Origin of the sequence: Sulfitobacter sp., assembly GCF_036960155.1 — a bacterium.
Classification (GTDB): Bacteria; Pseudomonadota; Alphaproteobacteria; order Rhodobacterales; family Rhodobacteraceae; genus Sulfitobacter.
Genome location: NZ_JBALWB010000006.1, coordinates 66,171 through 85,241, shown reverse-complemented (window position 1 = coordinate 85,241; position 19,071 = coordinate 66,171). Strand labels below are relative to the sequence as shown.

The 19,071-nt window shown below is 53.1% G+C and carries 15 protein-coding genes and 1 pseudogene; 4 read left to right on the top strand and 12 right to left on the bottom strand.

What is annotated here, in order from left to right; all coding sequences use genetic code 11:
- Window positions 1-63: 63 nt before the first annotated feature.
- From V7775_RS14380 to V7775_RS14345, 8 genes are all read right to left on the bottom strand, one after another.
- Window positions 64-1,239: an ABC transporter substrate-binding protein gene (locus V7775_RS14380; protein WP_335752604.1), complete on the bottom strand. Its 1,176-nt coding sequence runs from the start codon at window positions 1,237-1,239 to the stop codon at window positions 64-66.
- A gap of 125 nt (window positions 1,240-1,364) precedes the next feature.
- Window positions 1,365-2,813 (bottom strand): NAD-dependent succinate-semialdehyde dehydrogenase, encoded by a 1,449-nt coding sequence (locus V7775_RS14375; protein WP_335752603.1) that lies wholly within the window; start codon window positions 2,811-2,813, stop codon window positions 1,365-1,367.
- Window positions 2,806-4,101 (bottom strand): 4-aminobutyrate--2-oxoglutarate transaminase, encoded by a 1,296-nt coding sequence (gabT, locus tag V7775_RS14370; RefSeq protein WP_335752602.1) that lies wholly within the window; start codon window positions 4,099-4,101, stop codon window positions 2,806-2,808. Before gabT ends, V7775_RS14375 begins: the two co-directional genes overlap by 8 nt.
- 33 nt (window positions 4,102-4,134) lie before the next feature.
- On the bottom strand, window positions 4,135-5,451 hold the full coding sequence (locus V7775_RS14365; RefSeq protein ID WP_335752601.1) for a tetratricopeptide repeat protein: 1,317 nt from the start codon (window positions 5,449-5,451) through the stop codon (window positions 4,135-4,137).
- A gap of 3 nt (window positions 5,452-5,454) precedes the next feature.
- Window positions 5,455-6,648: a 3-sulfinopropanoyl-CoA desulfinase gene (gene acdA, locus V7775_RS14360; protein WP_335752600.1), complete on the bottom strand. Its 1,194-nt coding sequence runs from the start codon at window positions 6,646-6,648 to the stop codon at window positions 5,455-5,457.
- A gap of 4 nt (window positions 6,649-6,652) precedes the next feature.
- A complete protein-coding gene (locus tag V7775_RS14355) occupies window positions 6,653-7,834 on the bottom strand; it encodes a CaiB/BaiF CoA transferase family protein (protein WP_335752599.1) in 1,182 nt (393 codons plus the stop codon).
- Window positions 7,831-8,880 carry a 2Fe-2S iron-sulfur cluster-binding protein gene (locus V7775_RS14350; protein ID WP_335752598.1) on the bottom strand — a complete coding sequence of 350 codons (1,050 nt, stop codon included), beginning with the start codon at window positions 8,878-8,880 and terminating at the stop codon, window positions 7,831-7,833. The genes V7775_RS14355 and V7775_RS14350 overlap by 4 nt, the downstream gene beginning before the upstream one ends.
- Window positions 8,877-10,139, bottom strand: a complete 1,263-nt coding sequence (locus V7775_RS14345; protein ID WP_335752597.1) for a cytochrome P450 — start codon at window positions 10,137-10,139, stop codon at window positions 8,877-8,879. Before V7775_RS14345 ends, V7775_RS14350 begins: the two co-directional genes overlap by 4 nt.
- Before the next feature lie 111 nt (window positions 10,140-10,250).
- Here V7775_RS14345 and V7775_RS14340 point away from each other — a divergent pair, with 111 nt between their 5' ends.
- The 4 genes from V7775_RS14340 to V7775_RS14325 are packed head-to-tail and all read left to right on the top strand — an operon-like array spanning window position 10,251 to window position 13,540.
- A complete protein-coding gene (locus V7775_RS14340) occupies window positions 10,251-11,048 on the top strand; it encodes an alpha/beta fold hydrolase (protein WP_335752596.1) in 798 nt (265 codons plus the stop codon).
- Window positions 11,049-11,064: 16 nt separating this feature from the next.
- Window positions 11,065-12,159, top strand: a complete 1,095-nt coding sequence (locus tag V7775_RS14335) for a Zn-dependent alcohol dehydrogenase (protein ID WP_335752595.1) — start codon at window positions 11,065-11,067, stop codon at window positions 12,157-12,159.
- A 5-nt stretch (window positions 12,160-12,164) separates the two neighbouring features.
- Entirely contained in the window at window positions 12,165-12,860 is a 696-nt protein-coding gene (locus V7775_RS14330; protein WP_335752594.1) for a type 1 glutamine amidotransferase, read from the top strand.
- Between the two features lie 23 nt (window positions 12,861-12,883).
- A complete protein-coding gene (locus V7775_RS14325; protein ID WP_335752593.1) occupies window positions 12,884-13,540 on the top strand; it encodes a GntR family transcriptional regulator in 657 nt (218 codons plus the stop codon).
- Window positions 13,541-13,853: 313 nt separating this feature from the next.
- Here the strand turns inward: V7775_RS14325 and V7775_RS14320 are convergent.
- The 4 genes and pseudogenes from V7775_RS14320 to V7775_RS14305 form a co-directional block, all read right to left on the bottom strand.
- A pseudogene (locus tag V7775_RS14320) lies at window positions 13,854-14,614 on the bottom strand (IS6 family transposase).
- A gap of 193 nt (window positions 14,615-14,807) precedes the next feature.
- The gene (locus tag V7775_RS14315) at window positions 14,808-16,622 is read right to left on the bottom strand and encodes a BCCT family transporter (RefSeq protein ID WP_335752592.1); all 1,815 of its coding nucleotides are present in this window, start codon (window positions 16,620-16,622) and stop codon (window positions 14,808-14,810) included.
- An 87-nt stretch (window positions 16,623-16,709) separates the two neighbouring features.
- Complete coding sequence (locus tag V7775_RS14310; RefSeq protein WP_335752591.1) at window positions 16,710-17,363, bottom strand: DUF3726 domain-containing protein; 654 nt, start codon at window positions 17,361-17,363, stop codon at window positions 16,710-16,712.
- Window positions 17,360-19,066: a hypothetical protein gene (locus tag V7775_RS14305; protein WP_335752590.1), complete on the bottom strand. Its 1,707-nt coding sequence runs from the start codon at window positions 19,064-19,066 to the stop codon at window positions 17,360-17,362. The genes V7775_RS14310 and V7775_RS14305 overlap by 4 nt, the downstream gene beginning before the upstream one ends.
- Window positions 19,067-19,071: the final 5 nt, after the last annotated feature.

Below are 19,071 nucleotides of genomic sequence, written 5' to 3'. Positions count from 1 at the left end.
CTCTCACGCAGGTTTGATCCTGCCCACACAGTGGCAGGATCATAGGTCTTTAAAGGAGATCAATCAGTTAGCGTTGGCGAGTTCTTCTTGCCAAATAACCAACATGTCATCGATGTTCGGTGCGACGTTGTGCAAAACCGAATTTTCCCAAACCGTATCCACATAATCCAGCTGAAGAACCGACCGTTCTTCTTCGGTATACATGGCTTCAACGGCTTTGTTAGGCGATGGGTTTGATGTAAAATCATTCAGCGTCAACGCATATGCAGCATCTTCATCGGTTACATGGCGCAACATTGCCTTTGACAATTCGATGTCAGCAGGCGTTTTGACAATCGCCGTAGCCTCAAGCCAGATGATGCCCTTTTTGATGCCGCCCGACGCTTCGGGAACAACGGCTACGATATTGTCGTAACCTGCCTTGCGCAGCCCGGATGTCGAATAAGTGCCAGTGCCGACGAGTGTTTTGACAGATCCATCCAAAAGCGCCTTTTGCGACAAGCTAAGGTCAGAGAACAGCGCACGGGAGTTCGCAAACAGAGCCCGCAGAACTTTGCGGATTTCGTCCAATTCGGCCTTGCCCAGTTCCTGATATGGGTCGATGCCAGCGTGCAATGCCATAGGCATGATAGGCCAGTCGCCCCAATCCATAATACCAATCTTGTCTTTATTCTTACGATCAAACGCTGCGTCCCAGCTGCGCCATTCGTCAGGATCACTGGTTTCGGTATTTACGCATGGTCCAACCCAGCCCCAACGTGTGGGCAGGCCTGTTGTCTGACCGTTGAACTGCAAAGGTTCGAACGGTGGTTGGAACTGAGGATAGAACTTGTCGTAAACGTCTTGGAATTCAGCTGGATCGATGAACTCACAGAGTTCTGCCGGCCCCATACGCTGGACCCAAGGGCTGTCGGTCGACACGACATCAAAGTCACGGTGGCCACCAGCGGCCAATTTTGCGAAGCCACCGGGGCTGTCGACGATCAAATCAAAATTAAGCGACACATCGTTTGTGGCTTCAAACGGCTCAACAATACGCGGGTCGTTATAACCTTCCCAGCACATGTAATTCATTGATGTGGCAGCGCGAGCTTGTGTCGCGGACAGACCACTCATACCAGCAGCCATTGCAGCGGCCCCCATGCTCTTCAAGACATTGCGACGGCTCGGATCAGGTGCCCAAGCGGACGGTGACCGTCCAGCCATTGCGCGGCGCTTTTCCATTTCATCTTTTGTCATCTCTGACTCCCTATTAAATCATAATTTTGATCCGCACTTTTTGCACGGTTAACTAAAGTCTAAGAAATTGCTGCGGGGCCACAATCGGTGTCGATTGAGACGCGCATCCGTATTTATACCTAGTGTCAGACCGCTAGGCAGAGGTATTTCACCTCTTGATAGTCCTCCAAGCCTTGCCGCGCACCTTCGCGGCCCAGACCAGACTGTTTAACCCCGCCAAAGGGCGCAACTTCGGTGGAAATAAGCCCTGTGTTCACACCAACCATTCCATAGTCTAATGCCTCGGCCACGCGCCATACACGGCTAAGATCATTGGCATAAAAGTAAGATGCTAGACCAAAGATGGTGTCATTGGCTGCGGCTATCACGTCATCGGTATCTGTGAATCTAAACAGGGGCGAAACGGGTCCGAATGTCTCGTCAGTGGCCACTTGCATATCCGCAGTGACATCGCGCAATACTGTCGGCGTGTAGAACGTGCCTCCACGTTGGTGCGGGGCGCCGCCAGCAATAACCTTGGCACCCTTCGCAACCGCATCAGAGACATGCGCGTCAACTTTTTTGACCGCCCGTTCATCGATCAACGGGCCAATGGTCACGCCTGGGGTAAATCCGTCGCCAACTTTCAACGCTTCAACCGCGTGAACCAGCTTTTCGGCAAACGCGTCATAAACCCCGTCTTGTACATAAATGCGATTGGCGCATACGCAAGTCTGCCCATTGTTGCGGTATTTCGCGATCATCAACCCTTCAATTGCTGCATCCAGATCTGCATCATCAAAAACGATGAATGGAGCATTTCCACCCAACTCAAGTCCCATTTTCTTGACCGTACCGGCGCACTGCGCCATCAAGGTGCGCCCCGTTTGCGTCGATCCCGTAAACGTCAATTTACGCACAGTTCCGCTGGCGCAGAACACTTCGCCCATGGCCGGCGCATCAGTTGTGGGAAGAACGCTAAACAGACCTTTTGGCACGCCCACACGTTCGCACAACACGGCCAATGCCAGCGCTGAATACGGCGTTTCTGCTGCGGGTTTCAGAATCATTGCGCAGCCAGCGGCCAACGCAGGCCCCAGTTTGCGCGTGATCATTGCATTCGGGAAATTCCATGGTGTGATCGCGGCCACCACCCCTACGGGCTGCTTCAGCGCGAACAATCGTTTGTCGCCTTGATGCCCTGGGATTACATCGCCATATGAGCGCCGCGCTTCTTCTGCGAACCAACGTATAAAGCCCGCACCATAAGTGATCTCGCCCGTTGCCTCAGCAATAGGTTTCCCCATTTCTGCAGTCAGGATAGCGGCAAGATCATCGCGATTGGTGATCATTGCATGATAAAGCGCCATCAAGACATCAGCACGTTCAAGGGCTGTCCTCTTCGCCCAGCCTTTTTGTGCGGCCTCTGCGGCCACAATTGCGCGGGTCGCATCTTCTGGCGTGCAATCCGACACTCGGCCGATCAGCGCTCCGTTTGAGGGATTGCTCACTGCAAATTGCGCGGACCCTGCAAACCACTCCCCAGCTATATAAGCAGAGCCAGTAAGCAGGCTGCTATCCTTCAATTCAAGCATGATCACCACCACTTGCGGCAAGGATAGACGCCTCAAGAATGGGCATCGCTTCATCGAAATGGTCTTGCGGGATGGTCAGTGGTGCGAGGAAACGCACGACATTGCCGTCTGAGCCGCAGGTCAACAGCAGCAGCCCACGTTCACGCGCACCGTCTTTGACCGCGCTTGCCATCGCACCCAAAGGGGCGCCTGTCACGGGATCGCGGAATTCAACCGCCACCATAAAGCCCGGACCACGGACGTCGGCAATCTCAGGCACTTGCGCGCGCATAGCGTTCAAACGCGCGCTCAATGCTTCACCAAGCTTGGTTGCTCGTTCGCACAGGCCTTCTTTTTCGATAATGTCCAGCACTGCAAGACTTGCGGCAATAGCCAACGGGTTACCACCGTAAGTCCCACCAATGCTGCCCGGCCCAACGTGATCCATTATTTTAGCGCGACCTGTGACTGCCGACAGTGGCATGCCCCCTGCAAGGCCCTTAGCCATCGCCGTAAGATCGGCGTTTATGCCCGAATGTTCCATCGCAAACATCTTGCCCGTGCGCGCAAATCCTGTCTGCACTTCATCAGCAATCAACATAATGCCGTGCGCGTCACACAATTCCCGCAACCCCACGAGCAACGCATCAGGTGCCTGATAAAAGCCCCCCTCGCCCTGCACAGGTTCGATGATGATTGCGGCAATGCGTGATGGCTCAATGCTCTCCTTGAACAGCGCTCTAAGGCCCACCATCGCGGTGTCTTCGTTTGTGCCAGACAGTCCCTTGGGCATTGGCACGTGGTAAACGTCAGGCATCATCGCGCCGAAACCCGCTTTGTAGGGCGCGACCTTCCCAGTCAAAGACATTCCCATAAAGGTGCGCCCGTGAAAACCGCCACCAAACGCGATAACACCGTCGCGACCCGTAAAGGCACGCGCGAGCTTGACGGCGTTTTCAACGGCTTCTGCACCGCTGGTGAAAAATGCCGATTTCATTGGGCCATCACCGGGAACAATTTCATTCAACCGCTCCGCCAGCTGGATCATGTTTTCGTACGGGGTCACGTGCTGGCAGGTATGCGTAAATGCCCCCAATTGTTCAGTTACAGCAGCCACAATAGATGGATGCCTATGACCACAGTTGGTAACCGCAATACCTGCTGCAAAGTCGATGAACCGTTTGCCGTCAGCATCCCAAATTTCCGAATTCTCGGCACGTCGTGCAAAAACAGGATGCATCAGACCGACTCCATTTGAAATCGCAGCCCCACGACGCTCAAGCAAATCGGTGTTCTTATTTTGTGTCATCCCAAGCCCCTCCCAAGGCAAAAAAGATGCGGATCAGGCTGCTTTGCGGGCAAACATATCCGTCAAAGGTGAATGTGGTTTCATCAACGTGCGTTCCGCCAACAGCGCATTTGCCATAGGCGTGTCACCGTCGCGAATTGCGGCTTCGATTAAGGTCCAGTTGATCACGTCGCGCTGTGCGATGGATCCGCCCATCAGGTGACTATTGTGGCGCGCGTTGCCAATGTGACGTTTGGCGGCCGCATAATCCCCCCGACCAAAGGCCTCAAACCCGCGGACCAGCGGCAAGCCTGCCTGCTGGATAATTGTTCCCGTGTCGGTATTGGCAGTTGCTGCATTTTCCAAAACCGCAATCTGCGCTTTGGCTTCTTTATCGCGACCCGTCGCAGCAAAAGACATCATCGCGTGTAGATCTGTGAACGACATGTAGGCCTGATCAATGACACACGCGTAATTATCCGCGACCACGTTCCAACGATCTCCCACATCCACGCCGTCCATCTGCAATCGCCACAAAAGGGCGGCGGAATCGTGCATGTCCATCAGCTCGGACTTTGGCGTGACCGCCATATGCGCGTCATGCATTGCAAGCGCAGTGTCGAACTCGCAGCGTTCCAGATAATACAGCCCCAGATGCCAGCGATTATGGATCGACATATAGGTATCATTCCCCCAGCGGTCCTCGCACCGGGTCATGAAATCAACGCCCTCATCGACCTTGCCCTGCATTTCAAGACAATGCGCCAGCGCGTGAACGCCCCACGTATCTTTCTCGTTCATGCCTACACAGCGTTCGGCCATGGATTGTGCAGCCGAATAGTGACCTGCTTCTTCCAACCCAAAAGCCTGCATTCCTAGAATGTAGGAGTACTGCGGGTCAGTTTTGGACCAATGGCCCAACACGCGGGTAGGCCTGTCACGGGTCGACGATGCGTGGCCCAACAAAAAGTCCGTCTGATGCCCTAGCTGCAAGGCCACGATGTCGCGCGGACACGTGTTCAGAATATCTGCATACGCTTGGCTAGCAGCATAAAGATTGCCCCCAGACCATAGTTTAAGCGCGTGAATATGACCTTTTTCACGCTCATTTGCATGCTCCGCTTGTGTCGCCAGAATATCGTAGTGCTTGTGCATTAACGGCTGGCGACGCTTGTCGCTGGCGGTCAGAAAAATACCTGCCAGAAAACACCGCGCCATAATGAAATCAGGCGACTTTTCCAGCAACGTATTTATCATACCAACGGGATCAGGCGCATACCCTAGCATCAGCTCGGCCGCTTCCCCAAAGACATCTATGTCCAATTGATCCTTGTGCGACACCTGAGCGCCGAAACGGTCGAGCTTATCCATGGGTTACTCCGCTGCGAGTTTTAGATGGCCCGCACGGGTTTGGGGCAATTTCATCTCAAGCAGTGAGCTTGCGACTTGATTGCGCAACATTTGCGCCGTGCCGCCACCTATCGTGAACATACGCGCATCGCGGTACATCCGCTCCATTGGCAGATTACGCGAATACCCCATAGCACCGTGAATTTGCATCGCACTGTCCGTCACTTTGATGGCATTTTCAGCAGCAAAGATTTTTGCCTGCGCCGCTTCTTGCATGTTCGGGAATTGGCCTTCCTCGGCCATCGCCGCCTTATAGATCAACGCCTGCGCCGCAGCGAGGCCAGTGGACATGTCCGACATCATCCATTGCAAGCCTTGGAATTCCGCAATCGGGCGACCGAACTGTTCGCGTTCCTTGGCAAATTCCACCGCACGCTCAAACGCACCCTGTGCGATACCATGCGCGACAGTCGCCGCGCCTACACGTTGCGCATTGTAGGCGTTCATGAGTGCTGCAAATCCTTTGCGATAGCCTTGCGGAAATTGCACCGCACGGTTGTCGGCAACAAAAAGATTCTCAAAGTGCAGATGCGTCTCGGGGATCGCGCGCAGACCCATCGCCGGTTCGCGCTTACCTACGCGCAAACCTTCGTCTTCATCGCGGATCGCAATGAACCCGCCTATGCCGAGGAATTCACCGTTCTCAACTACGCGCGCAAAAATCAGATGGACCTTGGAGACACCACCGCCGGTGATCCAATGCTTCACACCGTTGATTTTGTAGCCACCATCGACCTTTTCGGCCGTGGTTGTCATTTCTGTTGCTGCTGATCCCGCATTCGGTTCAGTGATACAAATTGCTGGCTTGTCCCCGGCCAGCACATAGGGCGCACACAGCTCTTTTTGTTCTTGGCTGCCATAGGCCATGATCGCGCCGATGCCGCCCATGTTTGCCTCAACAACGATACGGGCTGTTACGCCACAGTTGCGCGCCATTTGTTCAATCACCAGAACCACGTCCAGATAACTAGCGCCCTGCCCACCGAATTCTTTAGGGATCGACATCCCCATAAAGCCAGCTTCGGCCAACTTCTTGGTGGTCTCCCACGGGTACTGTTCGGTCCGGTCAATTTCGGCGGCCATGTCTTTGACGTAACCGTCAGAAAGCGCCTTTGCGCGGGCTTGGATGTCGCGTTGGCTGTCTGTCAGAAAAAGCATGGTGTTATTCCTTTTGCGTGGCTGCAAGTTCAGCCAAGATATCATCAGTGTCGGCACCACAGGTCGGCGGCGCGCGCCGATAGGTGACCGGGGTTTTTGAGAATTTCACAGGATTGCCGATTAGATCGACCTCACCTGATGCTGCCCCGCTATGGGGCATGGTGATTTTCATTTCGCGGGCAGCAACTTGATCACTGGCAAACACATCATCCAGTTGATTGATTGGTCCGCCGGGGATCTTGTTGGCTTCCATCCCCGAGATCAGCCAGTCGCGTTCCAATTTGGACAATGTTTCGGTTAATGTCGCGATCAACGCCTCACGGTTTACGAGACGGCCTGCATTTGTAACGTACTTCGGGTCACTCGCCAGTTCTTCGCGACGGATCAAAGTACAGAACCGTTCGAACTGTGCGTCATTTCCGACGGCAACCACGGCATGACCATCAGCCATTTCAAAGACTTGATATGGCACGATATTGGGGTGCTGATTTCCGCGCCGCTGGGGTAGGATTTTAGACGTCAGATAATTGGTACCTTCGTTGATAAGCCACGCAATCTGACAATCGACCAATGCGATATCAATATGCTGACCCTCATCCATTTTATCACGGTGGCGCAAGGCCGCCAGAATGGCGTTGGACGCATACATCCCAGTCATGACATCGGCGATACCAACGGCAACCTTCATCGGTTCGCCTTCCGGTTCTCCTGTCAGGCTCATGATGCCGCCATAAGCCTGTGCAAGCAAATCATAGCCCGGTTTTTCGCTGTTTGGTCCGGTCTGTCCAAAACCCGAAATCGAGCAATAGACCAGTCGTGGAAACTGTTCTTTCAAATCGCTGTAGGACAACCCGTATTTATCCAACCCGCCAGGTTTGAAATTCTCAACCAACACATCACAGGTGGCCAGCAATTCACGCACCGTTTGAGCGCCCTCAGGCTTCGCAATATCCACCGCGATAGATCGCTTATTTCGGTTAGCACACAGATAATACGCACTTTCTTGGGTCGGGCCATCGCCGCCTTCAACAAAGGGAGGACCCCATGCGCGGGTGTCATCACCCAATCCAGGCCGCTCGACCTTGATGATGTCTGCGCCAAAATCACCCAATAATTGGGTGGCGGTTGGTCCAGCCAAAATTCGGCTCAAATCCAAAATCCGCAAGCCGTCCAATGCACCCATCATACGTCCAGCTCCAAATCACCATCAGGCACACAACAGCACAGCAATGCGTACCCGTCTTTGGGTTGTTCAAATGGATCAACTGAGTAGCTGACGGATCCTTTTATGACCTTCGTCATGCAGGTCACACAGGTTCCTGCCCGACAGCTGTAGTCGACCATGACGCCGTTTTCCTCGGCAAACTCCAGTAGGTTTTCTTCTGCCGGATTCCACGCCGCTTCGACGCCAGATTTGGCAAAGGTAATCACTGGAGCATCAGATGCGGTGGGTTTCGCGACTGTCTTCTTTTTAGGCCTCAACACAGTCGCAGGCCCGAAAAATTCATATGAAATCCTGTCAGGATCAACATCCATTGCCAAAAGCGTGTCATACATCGCCGCCATGAACGGGCCAGGACCACACAGATAGAAATCAACGTCTTTGCCGGGGGTCAATTTTTCCAGCAGATCTTGGGTGATCATGCCAGCGGTGTCATAATCGCGACCCAGCTGATCCCTATCTATTGGCGTGCGGTACAGCACATGAGTTGAGAAATTCTCATGCGCAGTTGCCAGCTCGCGCATCTCTTGGCCAAGCGCGTGAACCTGCCCGTTTTCACAAGCATGTATAAATACGGTTTCGCGTGCAGTCCCTGCCAGTTCATGTGCCATAGCCACAACTGGCGTTAGCCCGACGCCGCCACTTAATAGCACCACTGGCCGATCCGCATCCCGATCAAGCGTAAAGGCACCCATTGGCCCCGCAGCCTTAACGGTATCACCTGCCATCGTTGCATCATGAAAACGGGTCGACATAATGCCATCTTGCAACCCTTGCTCAGGTGCCAATTCGCGCTTGATCGTCACGCGGATTTCATCATCGCGCGTTCCAGAAATGGAATACTCGCGGCGTATGGGTTCCCCGTTTTCAGGGCGATGTTCAAAGATCAGGTACTCACCCGGCACAAATTCGCGGGCAAGCGGAGTGCGCGGTTCAAGATAGAACGACGTGATAATCTCAGACTCTTTGACGACTTCGCGTACATCAAATGTGGTGAAACGGTCACTCATGCGCCGGTTCCCTGAGACATCTTCACGTTCAGAACCTCGATGCCATTGACGAAATTCGTATTCACATACTCAGGGTCACCGTCGATTTCGATCTTGATGTCACGCGCAAGAATTTCCTCAAGCAACACCTTCAACTCGATCCGCGCAAGACCTGCGCCAAGGCAGGTATGTACACCGCCTCCGCCATAACCAGCATGGATTGGCATTTTGGAACGGGCGATGTCGAAAGACTGCGCATCGTCAAAACGGTTCTCGTCAAAGTTAGCACTGGCGTACCACATGACGACACGGTCCCCTGCAGCTACCTTGGTGCCACTAAGCTCGGTATCTTTCGTGGCTGTACGCCGGAAATACATGATGGGTGATGAGAAGCGGACGATCTCCTCAACAGCAGTATCAATAAGCTCCGGCTCAGCCTTGAGGCGGGCAAATTGCTCAGGATACTGTGCAAGCTGTAATGCCATATGTGACATTGCTGTCCGTGTTGTTTCATTGCCCGCAAAAATCAACAGCCGGAAAAAGTTGGTGTATTCCTCATCCGATAGTTGCTCACCATCGATCTCATGCGTGACCAACTGGCTAATCAGATCATCGCGCGGATTGGCGCGACGCTCATCACCAAGCTTGCGTGCGTATTCACTCAATCCATAGGCTGCTGGGCTGTTGAACGGTAAAAGACGCAGAGGCGTCGTGTTTCCATAAGCATTAGGGTCAAGCGGTTCGGCAGAGGTGCCCGCCACCAGATAATCCGTCATCTCGATCATCAAATCGCGGTCTGCTTCTGGCACGCCCAGCATATCGCAGATGATACCAATCGGGATGGGTTTGGAAACTTTACTAACCCAGTCACCACCGCCATCGCCCAACATTTCATCCAGCAAAACGGAGACACGATCACGCACAATATCAGCGTAGGTGCGTATCACTTTCGGAATGAACCCGGGGTTCACTAGACGCCGCAGTCGGCTATGATCGGGCGGATCCATGTCAATCATCGAAGCCCGCGCAGTGAGTGCGTCGTCGTCAATGTTGTACATTTGGATATGGCCCGTCGCAGACGAGAATGTCTCAGTGTCGCGACTGACGGCCACAACATCATCAAACCGACCTACAGACCAAAAACCAGCATCCGGTCCCTCGCTCGGAAGAGGGTTCCACGCCAAACCATCCATCTCGCGCAGCTTCTTGAAAATATCCTGTGGGATTCCGTGATCGAAAAGGCCTTGTTCAGAAAGGTCTGCAGCGAGTTGCGGTTTCATTAAGGTCTCTCCTGTCGTGGTTTGCGCCTGCCATTCCATGACAGTTGCGATTGGATCGTGCATACTGTATTCATGAATACACAAGCAAGTATTTTTTGAGGATCGACCAATATGCCTAAAAACAAGAACGCCCAGATTGCATGGATAGAGGCGGGAAATGCCGCAAACCCTGCGCTTGTTTTCCTACATGCGATGGCGGGCTCTGCGACGGCGTGGGCCCCACAAATGGATATCTTTTCTGATAGTTACCGCTGCGTTGCGTGGGATATGCCCGGCTTTGGCGGCTCGGACGACGCGCCCGAAGGTGCGGACATGGATTGGACCGTCGAGACCTTAAGAAAATTCATCACGGACACTTTAGGGCTGCAGTCGGCGCACTTTATCGGACTCTCAGTAGGTGGCATGATTTTGCAGCACTTCGCGGCAACCCACCCAGATCTAGTAGACAGTGCGGCGATTCTAGATAGCTCGCCTAAGTTCGGATATGGCGGCGATGTTGATCCAATTGCATTTGCAGACTCAATCCTTGCGGATCTCAACAGTGGCACCAGCCCTGCCAAGTTTTCGGACGGTATGATCCGCGCGATTGTCAGTCCAGACTGCCCTGAAGAAATAAAGGTCGAGGCAATTACTTCCATGTCGCGCGCGCGCGCCAACGGATTGGCCCTAACAACACGGTTGATTGCTGATCACGACGCCGTGGACAAGCTGGCAAACATCACCTGCCCCACACTTGCTATGGCGGGTGCCCAAGACGCGGAAACCCCCCCGGCCTACGCCTATGCCATCGCCCAAATGATCCCCGGGGCAAGCGCAACAATCATCCCGAACGCAGGCCATATCGTGAACTTGGAAAACCACGCGCCGGTTACCGCGCGCCTACGGTTCTTCCTCGACCATGGTTTATGAGGATTAGGAAAAAGACATGAAAGCTGCGATTTTACACGAATACGGCTCCGATCTGGTTATCGAAAATATCGAATTGGGCAATCCCGGCCATCACGAGGTACGGGTAGAAGTTCATGCCACTGGCTTATGCCACACCGACCTGCATTTTATGCGCGGCCACCTGCCAATAATGGCTCCTGCGGTTCTCGGGCATGAGACGGCTGGCATCGTGCGTGCGGTTGGGGCTGGTGTGAGTTACCTCAAACCCGGCGATCACGTGATCGGCTGCCTGTCTGCATTTTGCGGCTGCTGCGAGATGTGCCTGTCTGGCCGCCCATCCATCTGCGAAGGTGGCGATACATTGCACCGCCATGAGGATGAACCACCTCGCATCAGCCTTGCGGGGAAACCTGTGTCGCAATTCATGAACCTTTCCGGCTTTGCCGAAGAAATACTTGTCCATGAGCATGCCCTCACAAAGATCGACAGCGCGATGCCATTGGACCGTGCGGCGCTGATTGGATGTGGCGTGATGACGGGATGGGGTGCGGTCACGCGGACGGCGCAAATTCGCGCGGGTGAAACCGTCGCGGTGTTTGGCTGCGGCGCAGTCGGTCTATCAACGGTACAGGCCGCCCGGTTGGCAGGGGCAACAATTATCGTCGCAGTCGACCTGAACCCTGAGCGGCTGGCGATGGCGACAACCCTTGGTGCGACCCACACGGTCAATCCCAAGGAGACCGATCCAGTGGAGGCAATTCGCGCCGTCACAGATGGCAAAGGCGTTGAGGCCGCATTTGACGCGGTGGGCAATCCCGCGCTGGTCAAGCAATGTTTCTTAAGCACGCGCAAAGGCGGAACCACGGTGATGATCGGCCTGATGGGCCTCGACGAAGATGTCGCCCTGCCCTTTGGCCACTTCATTGCCGAACGAAAGGTCATGGGCTGCGACATGGGATCAAACCAGTTTCGCACCGACATGCCGCGGCTTGCACGCCTCTATATGGATGGGCGGCTCAACCTTGATGACATGCTGACAGCGCGCTTACCGCTTGCTCGGATAAACGAGGGCTTTGCGGACATGGATCGCGGCATCGGTATCCGTACAATTATTGACTTTGGAATGGAGTGAACAAGATGAAGATTGGTATCTTACGCACAGGGAAAACCCTGCCCCAGATTAATGAAAACCACGGCGAAATGGATGATCTGTTTGTCAGATTGCTCGCCGATGACGCGTTTACGTTTCAAAGCTATGCGGTTCTTGAAGACGTATTTCCCGCCAGCGTGACGGAATGTGACGCGTGGTTGATCACCGGCTCCGCGTTTTCAGCCTATGAAGACTTACCATGGATTGCCCAGCTCGAAGACCTAATCTGTGCGGCCAAAGACGCGCAAATTCCAATGGTAGGTGTCTGCTTCGGCCACCAGATCATGGCGCAAGCCCTAGGCGGAAAAGTAGAGAAATCTGACAAAGGCTGGGGTCTTGGTCCCCACGACTATAAATTTGACGGGATAGAGACACCTGTAACAATTAATGCTTGGCATCAGGATCAAGTCACAGAACTGCCTGAAGGCGCAAAAACTGTTGGCCAGTCGTCGTTTTGCGAACACGCCGCGATTTCTTATGGAAAGATCGGATATTCCGTTCAGGCTCACCCAGAATTTGACAACAGCTTGATCTCGGATCTGATCGAACTGCGCCGCGCCAGCGTCCCTGCTGAACGCGTTTCCGAAGCACACACACGCTTAATGCATAGATCTCCGTCGCCAGCGGTGGTTGAACAAATCAAGTCCTTCTTAAAACATCAATCCCTTGATATAGAGGGCTGAACAACCTCGACCAAAGGTAAAACATGCAAGGCCTACAAAAAGTAACCGCAATCCGTCCACGGTTGGCTGATCTGGTTTACGACCAAATCGTCGGTGGGCTTCAATCGGGTGCAATCAATCCGAACGAGCGGCTCCATCAAGTTAAACTTGCCCAGATGCTGGACGTTAGCCGAACACCTGTCCGCGAAGCCTTGTTGCGGCTGGAACAGGAAGGCGTGCTGCGGTCATCAGTGAACGGTGGATTTGAAATTCGTCGTGTCACGAAATCTGAAGTGCGCGACATCTATCAGGCCCGCAAAGCCGTAGAAGGGTTTTGTGCTGGCCTTCTGGCGGATTTAGGAACCGCTGAGGATATCAAAACACTACGCGCGACAATTGCTCTAGAGGAAAGCAAGACACCACAGACAAATGCCGCATACTTTGAGGCCAATCGAACGATACACCATGCCTTTGTCGCTACATCTGGCAACACATTTCTGTTGGAGGCCTTCGACACAAACTGGAATAGGGCAATCGCGATCCAAAGTTTCGAAAAACTGGACACCCCGAGATTGCAAGAATCATTGACCGGCCATATGGATCTTTTGGACAAAATTCTGTCCGGTGGGTTTGATCACGCACAACGCGCCATGCACGACCATATTACCGATGGGTGCGATCTTCAGTTGGCTGCATTATAGAGGTTAGCGTTGTTTTATATGGCTTTTTAGTTCGACTGAGCCGATTTATTCCGCTGATTTTCAAACGCTATGTCAACTGTATCAAAATTATCTGGTGATGGTGCGCGCGCACCCTGACTTGCGACTTTTGAGTGGTAACAGCCCGTTGGCACTCAAAAGGAAACCACACAATGAGAACTTATTAACAACTCAGCTTAGAAGAATGACGCAAGATCGAGAGATGGCGTGCAGCCAAAGTGAGTGTTGATGTGATTGCTGAAGGCTCTGTCGCAAACTTTTCATTCTATTGACGAACGGTCTTCTGCGGACGCAATTATGCTTCGAGCGTGGCAAACTGCCTGAACGCTGGGATACCTGTATCGGCTAATTGACCCTTGCGGTTCATATGCGCGGCTTTGATCCCAGCCAATGTTGCAGCCGCAGAATGGAACGCTTTGAAGCCGAGCACTGGCCGTGTAATCCGTTTGATAAACCTGTGATCCTGTTCGACGATGTTCATTCTCCGGCAAACAAGTTTACCCTGCCATGCAGTTGTTGAGATATTTGGATTGAACGATTTCGATGATCCGCCCTCCTCCCGTGAATTTGAGGATGACATTTAAGTTTTGCAGGCCAGCCAAATTGGCTCGACTTTTGTCGATGGCAATACGATCTGGGATACCGTTTGTGCCAACTGCCCGTTTGAAAATCGCCGCGCAGCAGCGGTATCGCGGCGCTCTGACATCATGAAATCAAGGGTTTGTCCGCCGCGATCGACTGCGCGATACAGGTAGACCTATTTTCCGCGAACTTTGACATAGGTTTCATCTGTCACCTGACAGGGTATTGCGCAGTAATATCCCGAGAGGGCTTTCGCCATGAAGAGGCGGTTTGCTTCTTTCTTGCCTTGGCATTTTCAGCGATCAGCGGTGAGAACTTCACCACCCAACGGTTCAGCGTGACATGATCGATTTCAACACCACGTTCAGCCATAATTTCTTCCAAGTCTCTATACGAGACGCCGTAACGCACGTAGAAAAATATGGCAAAAAGGATCACGCTTTTGGGGAAGTGATCCCCTTGGAAATCAATCATCACGGTTGGGCGCTCACCTTCAAGAACAAAGCTCCGCATCTAACATGGTCTAGCCGTCTCACCCAATCGACACAGTTTTGCGACAGAGCCGTTGGAGGCGATCCGACCATGTTTGGTGGAAATCAGTCGCTTGTCTTTCGTGAAACGGTAAGTAGGCCGCAGTCGTTGTTAACGGCCTACTTACAAAATTTACCTAGTCTTGCTTGGCCCGAACGCTATCGCGGTAAAGCGCTTTGGTGAGCGAAATCATCATGAACACCATCACAATTGTGAACGGCAGTGCACCGATGATCATCGCGTTTTGCAACGCGCCGAACGGGTTCGCCGCGGCACCGCTATTGCCTGCAATGATCAACGTGCCAATCACCGCCGTGAGGATCAACCCCCAGATAATACGGTGTTTGATACCAGTTTCTTGCTCACCACCAGACATGATGGTGTTCATAACCAAGATGCCAGAGTCTGCAGATGTGACAAGGAACGTCATGATCAGAACAACACACATGATCGTAATCGCTGATAGAAAGCCGCCAGAAATCATCTGCTCAAGTGTCGCAAATAATTTCGCTGTGTTTGTAGCGCCAATCAACGAACCAGCAGCACCACCGTTAAGTTCCAAATCAATCGCTGTGCCGCCAAGGATAGTCATCCACAAGAAGCAAACAATCGCAGGTGCGATAACGCAACCAAAGATGAATTCACGTACAGTTCGGCCTTTGGAGATGCGCGCCAAAAACAAGCCGACGAAAGGTGAAAACGCGATCCACCAAGCCCAATAAAACGTGGTCCAGCCCGACTGCCATCCAAACTGACGACCTTGCTCACCCGCTGCATAAAGAGCTGCTGCGTCTAGCTCAGCTGCAGATGAGGGCAAACCTTCGGTGAACCCTGCAAGTGATCCCCAAGGTGACGTCGCAGCACCATAGATCGTGCTGATATCTTCTGCGGGTAGTGCATTTGCGGCCTCTGGAATTGCCGCTGCAAATGCATCAGCGGATTGCGGCGCGTAGGCACCAAATGACATTTGAACAAAATGCAGAATGTAATCTACCAAACCCGCACCAAATTTGGTCATCGCAAAGAAGAACGAGCCAAAGAAGACGAAAGTCAAAAGCAGAATAACTGACAGAACCAAGTTAAGGTTCGACAGATATTTGATGCCACGTCCAACACCTGAAACCGCTGACAAGATGGACAAAGCCATGATGACAATCAGTGCCGAAATCAAACCAACTGTGCTTGGCTTTGGTGCGTCTGCATCGCCGTTCATCAACCATTCCATGCCTGTGACCGCGTAAACACCATCCACAAACTGGCTCACACCGAAACCAATCGTAACGGAAACACCAAGGATTGTTGCAACAACGCCAAGTACGTCAACCAAATGCCCGATGGGACCGTTCGCAGCTTTGCCCAAAAGCGGCGTAAGCGCGGATCGTATCGTCAACGGCATTTCGCGTGTGTAGGCATAATATGCTAATGACAGGCCAGTCAGAACATAGATTGCCCATGCATGAAAGCCGTAGTGAAGGAAGGTATAGCGATATGCTGATTTGACTGCTTCTTCGGAATTTGCCGCGACTTCACCTGACAAGATCAACGGATTTGACCCCCACAAGCCTAAGGGCTCTGCGGTCGCAAAAACCATCAATCCGACGCCAAGACCGGCACCAAACATCATGGAAAACCAAGAGAAATTGGAAAACTCAGGCTTCGTGTCTGCTGTGCCTAATTTCTTGCTTCCTGTTGCAGGCAACAAGGCTAGAACAAAAAGGAAAAAGGCAAAAAGCCCTACGGAAATTATGTAAAAGCTGTTGAAAACATTCAGTAAAGTTCCGTTCACAGCAGAAAGAACGCTGCTTGCGTTTCCTGGCCAGATCAAGGCCCAGATTACCAGTGCAGCCATGATGGCCTTGCTGATAAGCGCGATAGGAAGGCTGTAGCCTTCGTAGAAACCGGATGGAGCCTTTTCGATCTCCAACGCGGTAAAGGGTGGTTTTATTGACATGAGTGTCCCCTGTTGATGGTTGTACGCCGTACTATTATGATCCCACTGCGTTTCGACGCATAAACAGCGGGTTTGGTAAACTGGTTGTTAGTCGTTGTCGGTGTCTCCGGCACCAGCGCCCAAAGCACGTGATCGCTCGCTTGAGGGCGCATATGTGCGATGGGCGAATGTTCCCAAATGCGTCCATGCGGCCGGTGGAACTTCGCCGCGCAGGGCTGGCATTTTTGTGTCGTCGCCCATATGAGACGCGCGCGCGCAAGTCAGTGATACAGCACTTGTCTTTTCAAGCTCGCCCATTGGATCATCGATCCATATCCCGCAGCCGTCTGTTCCAATGCGTGTGTCCAGCCAAGACACGGTTACAGGTGCCGCGATATGAATTGACGCCCATGCCGCAAAAGGAACCACCAGCAACGGGTGTGATACGTTGATCAATTCAATTGAATGACCTTGCGACAGCCGATCCGCGCAATCATTGAGTGCTGCACCACTTGCAAGCGGGCAAAGCGTTCCAGAGGCAGCCGCCCAAGAATCGTTCTCAAGTGACATTGGTGCAACGCTGGCGCGCGAAGCGTGGTCATTGCGGGCCAGAACATCTGCAAGCAAAGCCACGCCTTGCAACCCATGTGAAGCCAACCAGCGAACGGCTTTTGCCGCTTCTTCGGATAAGCCCCACGACATGCCCGCCCCACGCGCTGCGCGTTTGGACAAGGCCTCGATCTCGTTAAGGGAGTGGCTCATGTTCCCCCCTGCTCAAGCCGCGGATAGGGCCAGAAATCATCGGCAGAAGTTTGCAATTCCTCTGGATATGGCGCGTTGCCAAATAGGCAAATCCGCAGCCAGCGATCCGACCTTGGATCAAAATGTGTCGCGCCAAAGAAGGCGAGCTTACATCTTAGCATATCAATTGGCAGCAAGTCCGAGCCAATGGTGTTGTCCCGTATTTCCGCAAATGGTGCGCGTTCAACAATCTGGGCGCGGCGAATGGTGTGGCGGTGTTCGGGGTGGGCCAGTAAGAAGGCCGCGAGCGACGTATCTGGCTCCCAATCACGCAAAGCATGATAGAGCGCGGCCGCGTCCCGCCCCGGTGCAAGGGGCTGTTCATACGCGGCAATGGGTTCTTCAAACCGCTCGCCCAAGCGGGGTTCGAGTTTCTCTTCAGAGACGTACCACGCGCGGGCACAGGCGTCTTTATCGCTCCAGTCAATGGACAGTGCCCAAGCGTATGTTTGGGTCAAAATCGCCTGTAACGCGGCAACGCTCATTGTGCCATCAATCCGAAAGGAGGCCGTATCGTTGTGTGACATCCGGTCGGCTAACGAATCCACCAAATCACCGTAGGGCTCCAACATAAGGGAGGCCAAACATTCGACGGCGTCGAGGCCCAAATGCGCGTCGGCCCAAAGGAACAAGCGATCCCAAGGGTTGTCTTTGCTCAAATCAGCGCTCTCAATATGGGAGGTCAGTTTTTGCAAATCGGCGCGCAACACTACGAGTTTTTCAACTTGGATTGGATGAACCGAGTGCCAAGCCTCTGCGGAGATGACCGAACGCGCAAAGAGGTTGCGAAAAATTTCGACTTCGGCTGCGCTGGCTAGAGGTAAATCTCGCACACGTGCAATCGCTTCTTCGCGGGCAGATATCCAATTGTTCAGTAAAACAGGGTGGTTCACCAAGAATGGAGCCATGCCAAGCCCGGTGGAATTGCCAATACCCATGTCGCGTGCAATGTCGGGATCAAGCGTGACCGCATTTTCGCCGCCACGCAGATTAGCCATGTGCTGAGCAAGATCACGCACATAGGTACGGGTCAGAAACACCGACAGCATTTCGATCTGAAATGGGGCTGTACATTCGGGGCGCATTGCGATCATTTCGCGATCCGCTGCGCCCAATTTACCTGAACCGTAAACCGCAGTTGTGCGCATAAGATATCCGACATTCTTGACCTCATCCACGTCTGGCTGTTGCCCCGATGCGAGGCTGGATACAACATGATCCCAAAGGCGCACAGATCGATTAGCACGCGAAACAGAGAGTTCTGATTGCGTCACCCGCCCGGCTTCTTGCAAGGGAACGTTTTGGCCAAGGCGCGCAATATCATCGTCAGTTGGGACTCCGTCAAAGAGTGTGAAAGTGCTATCCCAAGCCTCTGCGATAACGCGATCAGACCGGTTTTCTGCGGGCAGATCATGGGCAAATGCAATCAGCGAATAGGTCCGATCTGGCGTATGGGCGCAATAAACTGCGTGGCCGACACCAACAGCGTCGATCTCAAAGACAGGCCGTGTAAACGTCCATTTTTCGCGCGTCATACGGCGCGTCAAAACCCGCATGAACGAGAGCCGAGATTGATGAAAGGCGCCAAGTCGCGCTAGCCGCATTACCTCAGCCGGATCGCGTTTCGGAATACCAGACGATGTATTCAATTGAGCAATCTCCATATTTA